Here is a 15,014-nt window from a genome sequence, read left to right as displayed (position 1 = left end):
GGAAGCCGTTATTTTCCTGTAATCCCCATTTTTTTCATTCTGGAAAGCAAGGTAGTCCGTTTCAGCCCCAGACGAACCGCCGCACCGCGCGGCCCGGCGACGACGCCGTTGGTTTCTTTTAATACCTGAATAATGCGCTCGCGTTCATCTTCCCCGCTTAGCGGTGGGGCCGAGGCTTCCGCCGCCAGGCTGGGCACATCGGCGATCGGCAGCGGATAATTCAGCTCAGGAAGCTGTAAATCCAGCACGCTGCCGCGCGTCAGCAGCACCGCACGCTCAATCACGTTTTCCAGCTCACGCACGTTGCCCGGCCACGGCATACGGCTGAGCAACCTCAACGTTTCTGCCGGAATGCTGTCGATAGTCCGCTTCATACGGCGGGAAATTTTATAGGTCAGGAACTTCACCAGCTGCGGAATATCCTCCGGACGTTCGCGCAGCGGCGGGATCACAATGGGGAAGACGTTTAACCGATAATAGAGATCGCTACGGAAAGCCCTGTCGGCCACCATCTGGCTCAGATCGCGGTTAGTCGCCGCGATTATCCGCACGTTTACGGAAATTTGCTTGCTTCCGCCGACCCGTTCAAATTCCTGCTCCTGGAGGATCCGCAACAGCTTGGGCTGCAGTTCTAAAGGAATTTCACCCACCTCGTCCAGAAACAGCGTCCCCTGATCGGCCAGCTCAAAACGGCCCATACGCTGAGCCGTCGCGCCGGTGAACGCGCCTTTCTCATGGCCAAACAGCTCGCTTTCCATCAGGCCGGCGGGCATTGCCGCACAGTTCATCTTTACCATGCGTTTGTCACGCCGATCGCCCAGGTTATGTATCGCCCTGGCAATCAGCTCTTTGCCCGTGCCGGTTTCACCAAGGATCAATACAGAACAGTCACTTTTCGCCACAATTTCGACCTGTTTCAGCACTTTTGACATACTGGCGCTTCGCCCAACGATATCGCTGAAATCGGGATTGTGGCTGTTGATCTGCTCGGTCAGATAAAGATTTTCATGCTGTAGCTTCTCCTTCAGGCTCTTGATCTCCTGATAGGCCAGCGCGTTATCTACCGCGATGCCGATACGCTCGGCAATCTGCTGCAACACCCTCAGGTTGGCGGGCGTAAAGTTGTCGGGCTGCGTCTTGGCCAGTTTCAGCACGCCCAGCGTTTTGTCTTTAAAACGCAGCGGCAGAATACATAACGTTTTGACCTGATTAGGCCACAGCTGCTGAAACAGGGCGTTTTGTACCTTCTCCTGCCCTTTTGCGGGCGGCACGTTGATCAGCAGGCTTTCACCGCTTTTCATCACCTGCTCTTCCAGCGTGCCGACCAGCGTGATGCGGGACTGTTCACGCTCCGCGACGTGCGCCTCTATATAGTGAGTGGTGTAGACATTCGCCTGCTCGCTCGTTTTATCCACGTCGCACAGTACGATGCTGATGGCGTTGATATGAAAAAAGTGGTGGATCGTTTTGGCAATTTCACCGGTCAGTTCATCAAGATCCAGGCGGGAAATGACGGCGTTAGTAATATCGACCAAAAGACGAAAATCATCCCGTTCATGACGCAACAGCGACTGCTGTAGCTGGGCATTCTCATGCAGCTGGATCTGTTCAACCGCCACGGCAGCCAGCAGGCACAGCTCATTCAGCGCCTTTTTATCTTCAACAGTAAACGCCTGGCCGTTCTGACGCATAAATTCGCAGCCGCCCAGCACGCCGGACGGCCCTGTTAGCGGCACCAGGCAGTAGTCGGTAAACGGCGGATAAAGATCCAGCGCGGCCAGCTGCGGATAATGCCGATGCAGCGCTTCACCACGCCAGACCTGCGTGCTTGCCGTTTTACGCAGTGAATGCACCGGGCCGCTTGCCAGCAGCGTCTCATCCTCATACACAATCGGCTGATGCATCGCATCGGTGCCGTAAAAATGGACGCGGGCATTGTTGCCGAACAGCAGCAGCGTGACGGCTTCTGCCATATTCACGCGCTGTACCACCTGCGTCAGGGCTTGCAACAGCGAGCTCATGGTTTGCTGCCGCAGCAGGGTTCGCGTCAGCGTCAACAATCCTTCTTGTTTGGTGTTGCTTAGAGTGGCAGTTTGCATAGCTTTACCCTGGATAACCTCTGATAAGAAAGAGAATTGCGCAAAGAAAGTCAGATCCGATACGCTTTTATTAAGGTCAACAAATGCGCGGCAAAGGCTCTGCATGGGGTAACATCAGCTGGCGCGAAACCCCCAGCGCGCCGCGTAAGCAGACCTGCGGATTTGCCGTCATCTCGCCGATAGTGACCGCATCCGCGCCCAGTGGATGATTGCGCAACACGCTCAGCACCTGCTGCTCTGCCCGGGCGGAAACCGCCAGCACCAGCTTGCCTTCGTTAGCGAAATTCAGCGCCTCCAGCCCCAGCAGCTCACAAATCCCTCTTACCGCAGGCTTTACCGGCAGGGCATTTTCCTCTATTGAGACACCCAGCCCGCTGGCCCCGGCGAACTCATGCAGGACTGCATTGACGCCGCCGCGCGTGGCGTCGCGCAGCGCGTGCACGCCGGGCAGCAAACGCAGCGGCGCAATCAGGGGAGCTAACACCGCACAGTCGCTCTGCACGTCCAAATCCATTCCCAACTGCTCGCGCAGATTCAGAATAGTGGCGCCATGGTCGCCAAGCGTACCGCTCACCAGGATCTTGTCTCCTGGCTGAACGGTGCTGGCCGCCCATTTCACCGCCGTTGGGATCGCACCGATCCCTGCCGTGTTAATAAAGATCTTATCGGCTGCGCCACGCTGAACTACCTTGGTATCACCGGTAACGATAGCGATGCCAGCCTGCTGCGCGGTCTGCGCCATGGCACTGACGATGCTCTGCAAATCGTCAAGCGGCAGGCCCTCTTCCAGGATAAAACCACAGGAGAGGTAAGTGGGTATGGCGCCGCAGACCGCCAGATCGTTCGCTGTACCGCAGACCGCCAGCTTGCCGATATTGCCGCCAGGAAAGAAAATGGGATCGATAACATAGCTGTCGGTGGAAAAAGCCAGCCGGTCGCCCTGACGGGTAAAATCGGCCAGCGACAGCCGGGCGCCGTCTTCCCGCTCGTTAAGCCAGGGATTATCAAACGCCTGCAGAAACATCCGTTCAATCATCTGCTGCATGGCGCGGCCGCCGCTGCCGTGCGCCATCGTTACGGTTTGTGCCGTCATTCGGTTACCCTCGTAGCTGCCCCTGGCGGAACTTCCGCCGGGGTTTCCTGGTGCCGATACTGGTACCAGGCGGCGCAGGCGCCTTCGGAAGAAACCATCAGCGCACCAAAGGCGTTATGCGGCGTGCAGGCGGTACCGAACAGCGGGCACTGGTGCGGTTTACAACGTCCTGTGAGCACATCGCCACAGCGCGCCTGGGGATGATCGGCGACGGCGTATGTGCCCGGTGTAAAGCGCCGTTCGGCGTCAAAACCGGCATAGGCTTCGGTCAGCGAAATAGCGGATGCCTCAATCAGCCCCAGTCCGCGCCACTCGCTGCTGCCGGCAAGCTGAAAGACTTCCCGTATCGCCCGCTGCGCCAGCAGGTTCCCCTCTTCCGGCACCACGCGTCGATATTGGTTTTCTGTTTTACAGCCTGACTCGCACACCTGCTCCACCAGCATCAGGACGCTTTGCAGTATATCCAGCGGCTCAAACCCACTGACCACCAGCGGCTTGCCAAATTGCTGATGGATAAACCGGTATGGTGCGGTTCCGGTGATCATGGTGACGTGGCCGGGCGCCAGAAACGCGTCAATTCGTACATCTTCCTGCTGCAGCAGGCTGCGTAAGGTGGGCATCAGGCTGATATGCTGACAAAACACGCTGAAATTGCCGAGCCGCTGCCGCTTTGCCTGTTGCAGCGTAACGGCAGTAACCGGCATGGTGGTTTCAAAGCCCAGCGCAAAAAAGACCACCTGCCGCCGGGGATTTTCCCGCGCCAGCTTAAGCGCATCGAGCGGCGAGTAAACCACGCGGACGTCCGCGCCGCGCTCGCGGGCCTGTAACAGCGAGCCTTGCTTGCCCGGCACGCGCAGCGCATCGCCAAAGGTACAAAAAATGACGTCTGGCCGGGCGGCAATCTCACAGCAGGCATCGATTCTGCCCATAGGCAGCACGCAGACCGGACAGCCCGGCCCGTGGATAAACTCCAGCGGTGGCGGCAGCAGCTTATCCAGGCCGAATTTAAAAATGGCATGGGTATGCCCGCCGCACACCTCCATTATCCGCATCGGTTTTTCTGCGGTAAAAGGCAGCCGCGTCGCCTGCTGGTTAAGCCGTTCAAGCAGCTTCTTCGCCAGCGCCGGATCGCGAAACTCATCAACAAAACGCATATTTTACCTCTCACCCGCCAGGAACAGCGCCACGTCGGCTTCCAGCTCTTCCATGGCATGAAGGGCGGCCAGCGTCTCCTGCGCTTCCTGCTCGTTCAGCCGGGCCAGCGCAAAACCCACGTGGATCAGCACCCAGCTTCCGAGCAAGGCCTCGCGGTTATCGCCACAGACCAGGGCGATATTGACTTCGCGACGCAGGCCGCAGACCTCAGCCCAGGCATGATCGCTGTGCTGTTCATGCAGCGCGACAATCTGCCCCGGAATGCCTATGCACATTGCTGTTGCTCCAGCCATGCCAGCCAGCGCGCCATACCTTCTCCGGTGGTGGCCGACAGCTGAATGACGTCAATCTGTGGATTGACCAGCCGCGCGTTAGCGATACAGGCTTCAACGTCAAAATTCAGGTAAGGCAGCAGGTCGATTTTATTCAGGATCATCAGGCGCGACGCTGCGAACATATGGGGATATTTCAGCGGCTTGTCTTCCCCTTCCGTGACCGACAGTACCGCCACTTTGCAATGCTCCCCAAGATCGAAACTGGCCGGGCACACCAGATTGCCGACGTTTTCGATAAACAGCAGGCTGTGGTTTTCAGGAGCCAGCTGATGTACCGCCTGATGCACCATTTGCGCATCCAGGTGACAGCCTTTGCCGGTGTTGACCTGAATTGCCGGGACGCCGGTCGCGCGGATGCGCTCGGCATCGTTAGCGGTTTGCTGATCGCCCTCGATAACGGCGCACGCTTGCAGCGGCGCAAGGCGCAGCAGAGTGTTCGTCAGCAGGGTTGTTTTACCCGAACCGGGGCTGGAAACCAGATTCAGCGCCAGAATGGACGCGGCGGCAAAATGCTCGCGATTATGCGCGGCGATGTGGTTATTTTTTGCCAGGACTTCGGTTTCTATATCGACCAGACGGCGCGGCGCATAAGGCAGCCCATGGGCGCGCTCCTGATGGCTGTGAGCATGGCCGCCGTGGTGATGGCTATGGCCGCCGCCATCGTGAGAATGCAAGGCGTCGCCGCTCACGCCTTCAATATGAAGCTCGCCGCTGGCACAGCCGCAGGTACTGCACATAATTTTCTCCCCGGGCGCTGGCCCGCTATTCAATTTCGATACGTTTAATTTTCATGCCGTCATCCGCAATCACCCGCAGGCGACGTCCGCCACAGTCCGGGCAGAGCAGCACGCCCGCCATCAATAAGGTGATATCGCGCTGGCAGTCGTGACACCAGCTGACCGCCGCTGGCGTATCAAGATGCAGATCGCAGCCTTCCGCCAGCGTTTGCCGACAGGCCAGGTCGAAACAGAAGCGCAGCGCTTCGGGCTCGACACAGGAAAACGCGCCGACTTCCAACCATACGGAGGTAATGCGTCGGGCATGATGACGCAGGGCAAACTGCTGCATTATTTCTACGGCGTTTTGACACAAAGTAATTTCGTGCATTGCCTTTCTCCTCGGATGCTGAGGAGTAATTTGCAATATCAATGCCAGCTTTTTTCGACACGGCGTTTATGCCTTATCGATATGGCCAGAGCCGGAAAGAAACGCGTATTTAACTGACCGTCAGATATGACGAAATGACATGTCTTTGACATCGACAGCGCTAAATAATCGGGCAAAGAGATTACCGCCAATCGCCTTTAAATTGATGAACTACAAAGTGTTTTAGAATATTTTCATGACCTGGCACACTTTATGCCATTAGGTTCTCAGCAATCCTGTTTCGTTGGCGTAATAGCAATGTCGAAACGGTATCCTGTTCACCTTAACCCGTGGTAATGCTTATGAGCTCCCTTAGCGAACTGGCCGACCAGGCTGAGTATATCGCCAGTAAAAACAACCAGTTGAAAGCGCACTGGCGTACCTATCAGAACGCGCTGACGCAGGCCGTAGCCCTTTCCAGTCACAACATTAATCATGAATTCACCTGCAGCAACGAGCGCGGCATCCATTTTGTCTTATTTAACCATTTTATTATCAGCATCCATTTGCAGGCTGACTTTTACAGTCAGCAAATCGTCTACAGCCTTAATATGGCGCAGCCAGGCGAGCCGGAAGATTTTCAGGCCTTTTCCCGGGCGACATTAACCGAAGACGGCCGTATTGATAACGCTGTTGATATTCACGACAGGCAGGCCGTGCTTGATCACTACCTGAATAAAATAGCCGCTATTTATCAGTGTATTTATGACGCTATTCATAGCAGCACCCCAATCCATCCGCAGTTGGAAAAGTTAATTAAAGCCTTTTAACAGGCCAGCCATTATCCCCTGGAATAGATCTGATGGCCTGCACAGGGGCAGTAATGACGACATAAATGACGAAACTCTGTTTTCAACGTCAATTTCGTCACTTTTGACGAAATCCCAAGGAGATTTCATGAGCCGCCCGACCGCCATGAATCATTATGTGATAGCCGATGCCAGACGCTGTATCGGTTGTAATACCTGTGTAGCCAGCTGCTCACAGGAACATCAGCGTTATGGTCTGCAGTCCGCGCCGCGCCTGGAGGTAATGCGCAACCTTCAGGATTCCGCGCCGGTCATGTGTCGCCAGTGCGAGGATGCGCCCTGCGCCAAAGTTTGTCCGGTTAATGCTATTACCTTGCGGGATCGCGCTGTTCAGCTGAATGAGAATCTGTGCGTCAGCTGCAAGCTATGCGGCATCGCCTGCCCGTTTGGCGCCATCACTTTTTCCGGCAGCACGCCGGTAGCAACACCCCGTGACTGCAATACGCCGAAAGCCTTGCCCGCCCCGCTGCCGCCGCGTCCACTCAGCCCTTTCCTTGATTGCGTGCCGGGCGTGCGGGCGGTGGCCGTGAAATGTGATTTGTGCAGTTTCAGCGAGGATGGCCCCGCCTGCATCAGAACCTGTCCGACCCAGGCCATCAAGCTGGTTACCGTCGATTTGTCCCTGCACGCCAGTCAACGGAAGCGCCTGAATGCGGCCAGCTCGCTCCCTGTCGATCTGTTTATCTCTGGCAAGGAGAACCCATCATGACCTCCCTTTTTTCGCCCGCGCCGCTGTTGACGTTTGCGCTGCTGCTCCTGCTGCTGAGCGGCGGCATCGGCTGGCTGCTCGCCGGGGCTGCCCGTGTCAGCGCGGCTGTTTTTAGCAGCGGCGGCCTGGTGGCTTCTCTGGCGACGATAGCGGCAGCGATGCAAATCCTGCCCGGTGACGCGCTGACCGTCGCCCTGCCGCCGTTCTCTTTTCAGGCAGGCTTCAGCCCGCTGAACGCGCTGCTGCTGCTGGCTATTTGGCTACCCGCGCTATTTTGCAACCTGTACGCCTGGGTCTGGCTGCGCAGCGTCGGTCGGCCTGTTCGCGCGCGGGCTGGCCTGCTGTGCCATTTGCTGATGGCGACGCTGACGACAGCCGTGCTGGCCGTCAACGCGGTGCAACTGATCCTGTCGATGGAGCTGGCCGCGCTCTGCGCCGGACTGCTGATTGTGCAGAATGACGACGTGAAAAGCCGCCGCGCCGGCTTAAATCAGTTTTTGTCCGCGCGGCTTGGCACGCTCTGCCTGGCGCTGGCTTTTGGCCTGCTTTATCACGCCAGCGGCAGCCTGAACTTTGACGTGCTGCGGCACAGCGAGCTTTCTATGGGCGTCAGGTCGACGGCCTTTCTGCTGTCGCTGACCGGCTTCGGGCTTTACGCCGGGATTATTCCTCTGCATGGCTGGGTGCCGCAGTCGCACACCAGCGCCCCCGCTCATGCCGCCGCGCTGTTCTCTTCGGCATTAATGAAAGTCGGCATTTTAGGGGTAATCAAAGTCGGGCTGGATCTGCTGGGCGCACCGCCGCTGTGGTGGGGCGTGCTGGTCATCCTGCTGGCGATGCTGACCGCCTTTATCGGTGGGCTTTACGCGCTAATGGAACATGATATCCGCCGCCTGCTGGCTTACCACACGCTGGAAAATGTCGGGATCGTTCTGCTGGGCGTGGGCGGCGCGATGATTGGCGTCACGCTGCGTTTGCCGCTGCTGGCAGCGCTGGCGCTGCTGGCCGGTCTGTTCCATCTCTTTAACCACGGCCTGTTTAAAACCACGCTGTTTTTAGGCGCGGGCGAAATAGAGAGGCAGACCGGGACGAAAGATATTGAGCGGCTCGGCGGGCTGGCGCGTCTGATGCCGTGGACGGCGGGCGCAATGCTGATTGCGCTGATGGCGATGGCCGCTCTGCCGCCGCTAAACGGCTTTGCCAGCGAATGGCTGCTTTACCAGTCTTTTTTCCAGCTTGGCAGCAGCCCGTTCTGGCTGACTCGCCTGCTCGGCCCGCTGCTTGCCGTCGGGCTGGCGCTGACTGGCGCGCTGGCGCTGATGTGTATCGCCAAAGTTTTTGGCGTTGCCTTTCTGGGCAGCCCACGCGGCGGCACCGCCGGGGCCAGGCCTGCTCCTCTGGCGGTCACGCTCAGCGTGGTTATCCCGGCGCTGCTGTGCGTGGTGTCTGGCGTCGCGTCTCCCTGGATCGTTCCCCTGTTTTCCCTCGTTGCCGCCGACGTGCTGCATATGACCGCGCCTGTCGTTACGCAGCATGGCGCCGTCTTCTCGGCTACGTCGGCGGTTTCCGCTCCGATGGTGGCGATTTTACTGCTGGCGATGCCGCTGCTGCCCTGGCTTATTGCCGTTGCGCTGCGCGGCAGCCGCCTGCCGAACCGGCAACGCGGCGATGCCTGGGCCTGTGGCTACGGTCATTCCGCCGGGATGGTGGTGACCGCCACCGGTTTCGCTCAGCCGCTGCGCGTGATGTTTGCGCCGCTGTATCGTCTGCGCCAGCGTCTGCTGCCTGCCGCTCTGGCGACGGCCCTGCATCAGGGCAGGCTGGCTGCGCTGTGCCGCCGCCTGGCGTTTATTGAACTGGCCGTGCTGCTGGTCGCGGCGCTGGCCTGAGGAACTGACGATGACTTTTCCCTTTGTTCTTACCGGTTCGCTGTGGCCGCTGGCGCTTATCCAGGCGGCAGGGCTGCTGGCCATCGCGCCGCTGTTTACCGGCATCAGCCGCGTGCTGCGCGCCCGTATGCATAATCGCCAGGGGCCTGGCGTACTGCAGGAGTATCGCGATATCGCCAAACTGTTACAGCGGCAGAGCGTGGCGCCGGCGGCTTCTGGCCCGGCTTTTCGCACTATGCCCTGGCTCCTCACCGGCATCTTGCTGGTCATTGCCAGCGCGCTGCCCGTGGTAACGCTTGCTTCGCCAGCGGCTGGCGCAGGCGATCTCATCACCCTTATTTATCTGTTCGCCCTGGCGCGCTTTGTCTTTGTTATCGCCGGGTTGGATACCGGCAGCCCTTTTACCGGCATCGGAGCCAGCCGGGAAGCCGTGCTGGGCGTGTTGGTCGAACCCATCCTGCTGCTGGGCCTGTGGATAGCCGCGCTGGTGGCCGGTTCGACCGCGCTTAGCGCCATTAGCGCGCAGGTGCTGCACTGGCCGCTTTCGTCCTCGCTGACCCTGCTGCTGGCCGGGCTGGCCTGCGCCTTCGCCACCTATATCGAAATGGGCAAGCTGCCGTTCGATATGGCCGAAGCCGAGCAGGAGCTGCAGGAAGGCCCGTTGACCGAATATTCCGGCGCGACGCTGGGCGTGCTGAAACTCGGCCTCAGCCTGAAGCAGCTGGTGGTGCTTCAGCTGTTTCTCGGCCTGTTTCTCCCCTTTGGCCTGGCGGCGGAGCCAACGCCGTTCGGCCTGCTGATCGCCACCGCGCTCTGTCTGGCAAAACTGCTGGTTGCCGTGCTGCTGGTGGCGCTCATTGAAAACAGCGTGGCGCGTTTGCGCTTTTTAAACACTTCCCGCACCACCTGGGCGGGATTCGGCCTGGCGTTTCTGGCGCTGGTTTCCTGGCTGATAGCGGGCTGACATTTTTCTTGTCCCGCCACGGCGGGAAGAGGTTTGATAATGAGTGAAGTCACAACGGCATTAAATCAACATCCGGTCGGCCTGCACTATCTGGCGGCGCTGGAAAAACAGTTTCCTGCGGCGCTGCTCTACAGCGAATGGCAGACCGATACGCAGGCCACCGTCACCGTCAGGCTGAACGCGCTGCCGGAGGTCGTGGAGTGGCTCTACTATCAGCAGGGCGGCTGGCTTTCCGTGCTGTTTGGCAATGATGAGCGCACGCTGTGCGGCAACTACGCGCTGTATTATGTTCTGTCAATGGAGCAAGGCGTAAAGTGCTGGATCACCGTGCGCACCGAAGTGGATCCCGTCTCGCTGGAGTTCCCGTCGGTCACGCCGCGCGTCCCGGCGGCCGTCTGGGGCGAGCGCGAAGTGCGGGATATGTATGGCCTGCGCCCGGTCGGCCTGCCGGATGAACGCCGCCTGGTGCTGCCGGATGACTGGCCAGACGATTTGTATCCGCTGCGTAAAGACGCGATGGATTACCGCCAACGCCCGGCCCCAACGACCGATAACGAAACCTATCCCTTTATCTCTGAAACAAAGGAAGCGAGCACGATTGTGCCAATCGGCCCGCTTCACGTCACTTCTGACGAACCCGGACACTTTCGCCTTTTCGTCGACGGCGAAGACATTATTGACGCCGACTACCGGCTGTTTTACGTGCATCGCGGCATGGAAAAACTGGCCGAAACCCGCATGGGCTACAACGAAGTCACCTTTCTTTCCGATCGCGTCTGCGGCATCTGTGGCTTTACCCACAGCGTGGCGTATACCACCTCGGTTGAAAACGCGATGGGCATTGTGGTGCCGGCGCGCGCCCAGACTATCCGTTCCATTTTGCTGGAGGTTGAACGTCTGCACAGCCATCTGCTGAATCTGGGCCTGGCCTGCCACTTCGTCGGCTTCGATTCCGGCTTTATGCAGTTTTTCCGCGTGCGCGAGCAGTCGATGAAAATGGCGGAAATTCTGACCGGCGCCCGTAAAACCTACGGGATGAACCTGATTGGCGGCCTGCGTCGCGACATTCTGAAAGAGGACATGATCCAGACTATCGCGCTGTCAGCAGGGATGCGCGGCGAGCTGAACGACCTGGTGGATATTCTGCTCAGTACGCCGAATACCGAACAGCGCAGCGTCGGCGTCGGCCTGTTAGACCCGCAGATAGCGCGCGATTTCAGTAACGTCGGCCCGATGATACGCGGCAGCGGCCACCGCCGCGATATGCGGGCGGATCATCCCTATGCCGGCTATGCCAGCCTGCCGTTTACGCTTCACAGCGAAACCGGCAACGACGTCTATTCCCGCCTGAAGGTGCGCATCCACGAAGTGTTTAACTCGCTGAATATGATCGAGTTCGGCCTGCAAAATCTGCCGCAGGGGCCGCTGATGAGCGAAGGCTTTACCTATATTCCCCACCGTTTCGCGCTGGGCTTTGCCGAAGCGCCGCGCGGCGATGACGTGCACTGGAGCATGACCGGCGACAACCAGAAGCTGTTTCGCTGGCGCTGCCGCGCGGCGACCTACGCCAACTGGCCAACGCTGCGCTACATGCTGCGGGGCAATACCGTTTCGGACGCGCCGCTGATTATCGGCAGCCTTGACCCCTGCTATTCCTGCACCGACAGGATGACGGTGGTCGACGTACGTAAGAAAACCACCGTCGTCGTGCCTTACAAAGAGATCGAACGTTACGGCATTGAACGCAAAAACTCGCCGCTTTAGGGAGGGACAACATGTTAAAGCTGATTAAAAAAGTGCTGAAAACCGGTACCGCAACGGTGGCCTATCCGGCAAAACCGCTGGAGATGGCGGCCAACTTTCGCGGCAAACCTCAGTACAACGCGCAGCAGTGTATCGGCTGCGGTGCCTGCGCCAATGCCTGTCCGTCCAACGCGCTGACCATGACGCCGCCAGAAGAAGGCGAGGCGATCCGCTGGTCGCTGTTTTTGGGCCGCTGTATTTTCTGCGCGCGCTGCGAGGAAGTCTGCCCGACGGCCGCCATCAGGCTGTCGCAAGAATTTGAACTGGCGGTATGGCGTAAAGAGGATCTGTTTGAAACCGCTGATTTCCCGGTTTGCCGCTGCCGGGAATGCGGCCATCCCTATGCCGTGCAGAAAGAGATCGACTTCGCGCTTTCTCTGTTACAGGAAAGCGCAGCGCTGAGTGAACGGCAGATTGCTGAACGTCGCGAGCAGTATGAAACCTGTCCGTCCTGCAAGAAAAAGCATCAGCTGCCCGCATCCAGCCGGATAGATATTGGCCGCCATCTGACCCCCGAGGCACAGCTATGAGCCAGATCCTGCACGGGCCACGCGACGAAAACGGGTTGCCGGTGCCCGTTACGCTCGACGAGAGCATCGCCAGCCTGAAAAGCACGCTGTTGAACAACATTCGCCGTTCCGCCTACGTTTATCGGGTTGACTGCGGCGGCTGCAACGGCTGCGAAATAGAGATTTTTGCCGCTATTTCACCGCTGTTCGACGCCGAACGCTTTGGCATCAAGGTAGTTCCTTCCCCGCGTCATGCCGATATTCTGCTGTTTACCGGTGCCGTCACCCGCGCCATGCGCGTGCCTGCGCTGCGGGCCTGGGACGCGGCGCCAGACCCGAAAATCTGTATCTCTTATGGCGCCTGCGGCAACAGCGGCGGCATTTTTCACGACCTTTATTGCGTCTGGGGCGGCACGGACAAGATTGTGCCGGTGGATGTTTATATTCCCGGCTGCCCGCCCACGCCCGCCGCCACTATTTATGGTTTTGCCATGGCGCTTGGCCTGCTCGATCAAAAAATTAAAGGTCAGCAGCACCCTGAGGCGGCTGAACCGGCGGCGTTGCTGCACCCTACGCTGCCGCAGCCGCTGCGGGTATTGCTGGATCGCGAAGCGCGACGCATGGCCGGCTATCGCTATGGTCGCCAGATTGCCGATCGCTTTATGCAGGCGCTGGCCGCGCCCGGCGTGCAGTCCGTAGAACAGCGCGTGGCGGACTGGCTGGATGAGCAGGGCGATCTCCGCCTGGCGGAGATCGTGGGGCATTTACAGCAAATTTATCAGCAGGTTCTGCGCGGGGAGGTTCGCCTGTGAGCACCGAGGTTAACCAACAGCGTTACGCCCGGCATCAGCCGTCGGCCCGCGTCCTGCACGACAAAGTGGTGTTTTACGCTTTGGGCAGCAAATTCGTCGATGAAAAATGCGCGCAGCAGCGTAGCTCGAAGAAAGCCCAGGAGGTGGTTTACTACAGCCTGGCGATTGGTCACCACGTTGGCGTTATCGACTGTCTGCAACCGCAGCTCACCTGCCCGCTTCAAGGCTATCTGCAATGGATTGCCTGCCTGGCGGAAAACAGCGAAGCCCAGCGGAAAATGGCAGGCGTGCGCCGCTTTGGCGAAATCACTATCGACAGCAGTCACACCCATCTGCTGGCCCTGGCGCTGCGCGACGCCCGTGAGCGGATGAGTGCAGAGCAGCAAGCGTGGAGCGATCGCCTGATCGCCCTGCTCCAGCAAATTGAAAACGACCCCGCCATGTACCTGATGGTCAGGAGATACGATGCTTAATTCCTCTTCCCGCTACGCGCTGTTATGCGTGGGCAACAGCATGATGGGCGACGACGGCGCCGGGCCACGCCTGGCCGAACTTTGCGCCGCCGCCCCTTTGCCCGGCTGGACGGTGGTGGATGGCGGAGCCGCGCCGGAAAACGATATTGGCTACCTGCGCGAGCAGCGGCCCGATCGTTTGGTGATTGTGGACGCCACCGACATGGGGCTGGCTCCCGGCGAAATGCGCCTTATCGACGAAAGCGATATCGCCGAAATGTTCGTGATGACCACCCACACGCTGCCGCTCAGCTTTTTAATTCAGCAGCTACGGGAAGCTATTCCGCAGATTACCTTTGTCGGCATCCAGCCCGATGTGGTGGCTTTTTACTATCCCCTTAGCCCAGCGGTCGAGCGGGCGGTTGGCGAGCTTTATCAGCGGCTTCCTCTGCTGGAGACGGGCCTGGGCATCGCGCCTTTTCGCCCGAGGCCAACATGACATAAGTGTCGGGAAAATGACGATACGGCCGACAGACCACAGTCACTCCCCACGAACCCTTATTAACGCATTGAAAATAAATAAGAAAAAATAAACCCTCTGGCTGGAACGCTTTATGCATTACCTCCGCCATAAGGCCGGGATCCGTCGGCCGCTTATTTAATGGAATCAGGAGATTCAGATGAACCGGTTCATCATTGCCGATCCCCAAAAATGTATCGGCTGCCGTACCTGTGAAATCGCCTGCGTGATGGCTCACAGCTTGTCGCAGGATATCTCGCAGCTCAATACCACCACCTTCACGCCGCGTTTGCATGTGATCAAAAGCGTCAACCTCAGTACGCCGGTGCTGTGCCGCCAGTGTGAAGATGCCCCCTGCGCCAACGTCTGTCCGAACGGCGCAATCGTGCGCAGCGGCGACGCAATCCAGGTAATGCAGGAGCACTGCATTGGCTGCAAAACCTGCGTCGTCGCCTGCCCTTATGGCGCGATGGAGGTCGTGGTCAAACCCCTTTTTCGTCAGAACGCGGCGGCGATGACCGCCGTCGCAGATAAAGCCGAAGCGCATAAATGCGATCTGTGTCAGGGCCGTGCAGAAGGCCCAGCCTGTCAGGAAGTCTGTCCGACCAAGGCCTTGCTGACCGTTGACCGCGATCGGCTCAAGGAAATGAACGTAGAAAAACGCCGCCGTGCGGCGCTTGCCAGCACTTCCGGCCTGCTGTTTTAACCCCGGAAAGAGG

General features: G+C 58.8%; 16 protein-coding genes. 10 read left to right on the top strand and 6 right to left on the bottom strand.

Annotated features, from left to right (window positions below; translation table 11 throughout):
- Nucleotides 1–8 precede the first annotated feature (8 nt).
- The 6 genes from flhA to hypA form a co-directional block, all read right to left on the bottom strand.
- Complete coding sequence (gene flhA, locus ACVWZ0_RS05215) at nt 9–2,099, bottom strand: formate hydrogenlyase transcriptional activator FlhA (protein WP_253455222.1); 2,091 nt, start codon at nt 2,097–2,099, stop codon at nt 9–11.
- A gap of 76 nt (nt 2,100–2,175) precedes the next feature.
- Nucleotides 2,176–3,192, bottom strand: coding sequence for a hydrogenase expression/formation protein HypE (gene hypE, locus ACVWZ0_RS05210; protein ID WP_253455223.1), 1,017 nt, complete (start codon nt 3,190–3,192; stop codon nt 2,176–2,178).
- Entirely contained in the window at nt 3,189–4,346 is a 1,158-nt protein-coding gene (hypD, locus tag ACVWZ0_RS05205; protein WP_253455224.1) for a hydrogenase formation protein HypD, read from the bottom strand. Before hypD ends, hypE begins: the two co-directional genes overlap by 4 nt.
- A 3-nt stretch (nt 4,347–4,349) precedes the next feature.
- On the bottom strand, nt 4,350–4,622 hold the full coding sequence (hypC, locus tag ACVWZ0_RS05200) for a HypC/HybG/HupF family hydrogenase formation chaperone (RefSeq protein WP_253455225.1): 273 nt from the start codon (nt 4,620–4,622) through the stop codon (nt 4,350–4,352).
- The gene (gene hypB, locus ACVWZ0_RS05195; RefSeq protein WP_253455226.1) at nt 4,613–5,419 is read right to left on the bottom strand and encodes a hydrogenase nickel incorporation protein HypB; all 807 of its coding nucleotides are present in this window, start codon (nt 5,417–5,419) and stop codon (nt 4,613–4,615) included. Before hypB ends, hypC begins: the two co-directional genes overlap by 10 nt.
- Nucleotides 5,420–5,444: 25 nt before the next feature.
- Nucleotides 5,445–5,789: a hydrogenase maturation nickel metallochaperone HypA gene (hypA, locus tag ACVWZ0_RS05190; protein ID WP_253455227.1), complete on the bottom strand. Its 345-nt coding sequence runs from the start codon at nt 5,787–5,789 to the stop codon at nt 5,445–5,447.
- Nucleotides 5,790–6,130: 341 nt separating this feature from the next.
- Between hypA and ACVWZ0_RS05185 the strand changes: the two genes are divergently transcribed.
- The 10 genes from ACVWZ0_RS05185 to hydN all read left to right on the top strand — a co-directional run bounded on the left by ACVWZ0_RS05185 (nt 6,131) and on the right by hydN (nt 15,001).
- A complete protein-coding gene (locus ACVWZ0_RS05185) occupies nt 6,131–6,598 on the top strand; it encodes a formate hydrogenlyase regulator HycA (RefSeq protein ID WP_253455228.1) in 468 nt (155 codons plus the stop codon).
- Nucleotides 6,599–6,743: 145 nt separating this feature from the next.
- Nucleotides 6,744–7,346, top strand: a complete 603-nt coding sequence (locus ACVWZ0_RS05180; protein ID WP_253461111.1) for a 4Fe-4S dicluster domain-containing protein — start codon at nt 6,744–6,746, stop codon at nt 7,344–7,346.
- The gene (locus ACVWZ0_RS05175) at nt 7,343–9,235 is read left to right on the top strand and encodes a proton-conducting transporter transmembrane domain-containing protein (RefSeq protein ID WP_253455229.1); all 1,893 of its coding nucleotides are present in this window, start codon (nt 7,343–7,345) and stop codon (nt 9,233–9,235) included. Before ACVWZ0_RS05180 ends, ACVWZ0_RS05175 begins: the two co-directional genes overlap by 4 nt.
- Nucleotides 9,236–9,245: 10 nt before the next feature.
- Entirely contained in the window at nt 9,246–10,199 is a 954-nt protein-coding gene (locus tag ACVWZ0_RS05170; RefSeq protein ID WP_253455230.1) for a respiratory chain complex I subunit 1 family protein, read from the top strand.
- A gap of 39 nt (nt 10,200–10,238) precedes the next feature.
- Entirely contained in the window at nt 10,239–11,963 is a 1,725-nt protein-coding gene (locus ACVWZ0_RS05165; protein WP_253455231.1) for a hydrogenase large subunit, read from the top strand.
- An 11-nt stretch (nt 11,964–11,974) separates the two neighbouring features.
- Nucleotides 11,975–12,532 (top strand): formate hydrogenlyase complex iron-sulfur subunit, encoded by a 558-nt coding sequence (locus ACVWZ0_RS05160; RefSeq protein ID WP_253455232.1) that lies wholly within the window; start codon nt 11,975–11,977, stop codon nt 12,530–12,532.
- Entirely contained in the window at nt 12,529–13,323 is a 795-nt protein-coding gene (locus tag ACVWZ0_RS05155) for an NADH-quinone oxidoreductase subunit B family protein (protein WP_253455233.1), read from the top strand. The genes ACVWZ0_RS05160 and ACVWZ0_RS05155 overlap by 4 nt, the downstream gene beginning before the upstream one ends.
- A 53-nt stretch (nt 13,324–13,376) precedes the next feature.
- Nucleotides 13,377–13,796, top strand: a complete 420-nt coding sequence (locus ACVWZ0_RS05150; protein WP_253461112.1) for a formate hydrogenlyase maturation HycH family protein — start codon at nt 13,377–13,379, stop codon at nt 13,794–13,796.
- Nucleotides 13,789–14,274, top strand: a complete 486-nt coding sequence (hycI, locus tag ACVWZ0_RS05145) for a hydrogenase maturation peptidase HycI (RefSeq protein WP_253455234.1) — start codon at nt 13,789–13,791, stop codon at nt 14,272–14,274. Before ACVWZ0_RS05150 ends, hycI begins: the two co-directional genes overlap by 8 nt.
- Before the next feature lie 181 nt (nt 14,275–14,455).
- A complete protein-coding gene (gene hydN / locus ACVWZ0_RS05140; protein WP_253455235.1) occupies nt 14,456–15,001 on the top strand; it encodes an electron transport protein HydN in 546 nt (181 codons plus the stop codon).
- The last annotated feature ends 13 nt before the right edge of the window (nt 15,002–15,014 follow it).

It is taken from the genome of Erwinia sp. TECH1, assembly GCF_054057575.1.
Note: the sequence above shows the minus strand (reverse complement) of the source record. Positions and strands in the feature narration are given on the sequence as shown.

What these genes read in the sequence shown, in the direction of transcription:
- hypE (WP_253455223.1), bottom strand. Translation starts at nt 3,192, where the DNA reads ATGACGGCACAAACCGTAACGATGGCGCACGGCAGCGGCGGCCGCGCC.
- ACVWZ0_RS05170 (WP_253455230.1), top strand. Translation starts at nt 9,246, where the DNA reads ATGACTTTTCCCTTTGTTCTTACCGGTTCGCTGTGGCCGCTGGCGCTT.
- flhA (WP_253455222.1), bottom strand. Translation starts at nt 2,099, where the DNA reads ATGCAAACTGCCACTCTAAGCAACACCAAACAAGAAGGATTGTTGACG.
- ACVWZ0_RS05185 (WP_253455228.1), top strand. Translation starts at nt 6,131, where the DNA reads ATGAGCTCCCTTAGCGAACTGGCCGACCAGGCTGAGTATATCGCCAGT.
- hycI (WP_253455234.1), top strand. Translation starts at nt 13,789, where the DNA reads ATGCTTAATTCCTCTTCCCGCTACGCGCTGTTATGCGTGGGCAACAGC.
- hypD (WP_253455224.1), bottom strand. Translation starts at nt 4,346, where the DNA reads ATGCGTTTTGTTGATGAGTTTCGCGATCCGGCGCTGGCGAAGAAGCTG.
- hypC (WP_253455225.1), bottom strand. Translation starts at nt 4,622, where the DNA reads ATGTGCATAGGCATTCCGGGGCAGATTGTCGCGCTGCATGAACAGCAC.
- ACVWZ0_RS05165 (WP_253455231.1), top strand. Translation starts at nt 10,239, where the DNA reads ATGAGTGAAGTCACAACGGCATTAAATCAACATCCGGTCGGCCTGCAC.
- hypA (WP_253455227.1), bottom strand. Translation starts at nt 5,789, where the DNA reads ATGCACGAAATTACTTTGTGTCAAAACGCCGTAGAAATAATGCAGCAG.
- ACVWZ0_RS05175 (WP_253455229.1), top strand. Translation starts at nt 7,343, where the DNA reads ATGACCTCCCTTTTTTCGCCCGCGCCGCTGTTGACGTTTGCGCTGCTG.
- hydN (WP_253455235.1), top strand. Translation starts at nt 14,456, where the DNA reads ATGAACCGGTTCATCATTGCCGATCCCCAAAAATGTATCGGCTGCCGT.
- ACVWZ0_RS05160 (WP_253455232.1), top strand. Translation starts at nt 11,975, where the DNA reads ATGTTAAAGCTGATTAAAAAAGTGCTGAAAACCGGTACCGCAACGGTG.
- ACVWZ0_RS05155 (WP_253455233.1), top strand. Translation starts at nt 12,529, where the DNA reads ATGAGCCAGATCCTGCACGGGCCACGCGACGAAAACGGGTTGCCGGTG.
- hypB (WP_253455226.1), bottom strand. Translation starts at nt 5,419, where the DNA reads ATGTGCAGTACCTGCGGCTGTGCCAGCGGCGAGCTTCATATTGAAGGC.
- ACVWZ0_RS05180 (WP_253461111.1), top strand. Translation starts at nt 6,744, where the DNA reads ATGAATCATTATGTGATAGCCGATGCCAGACGCTGTATCGGTTGTAAT.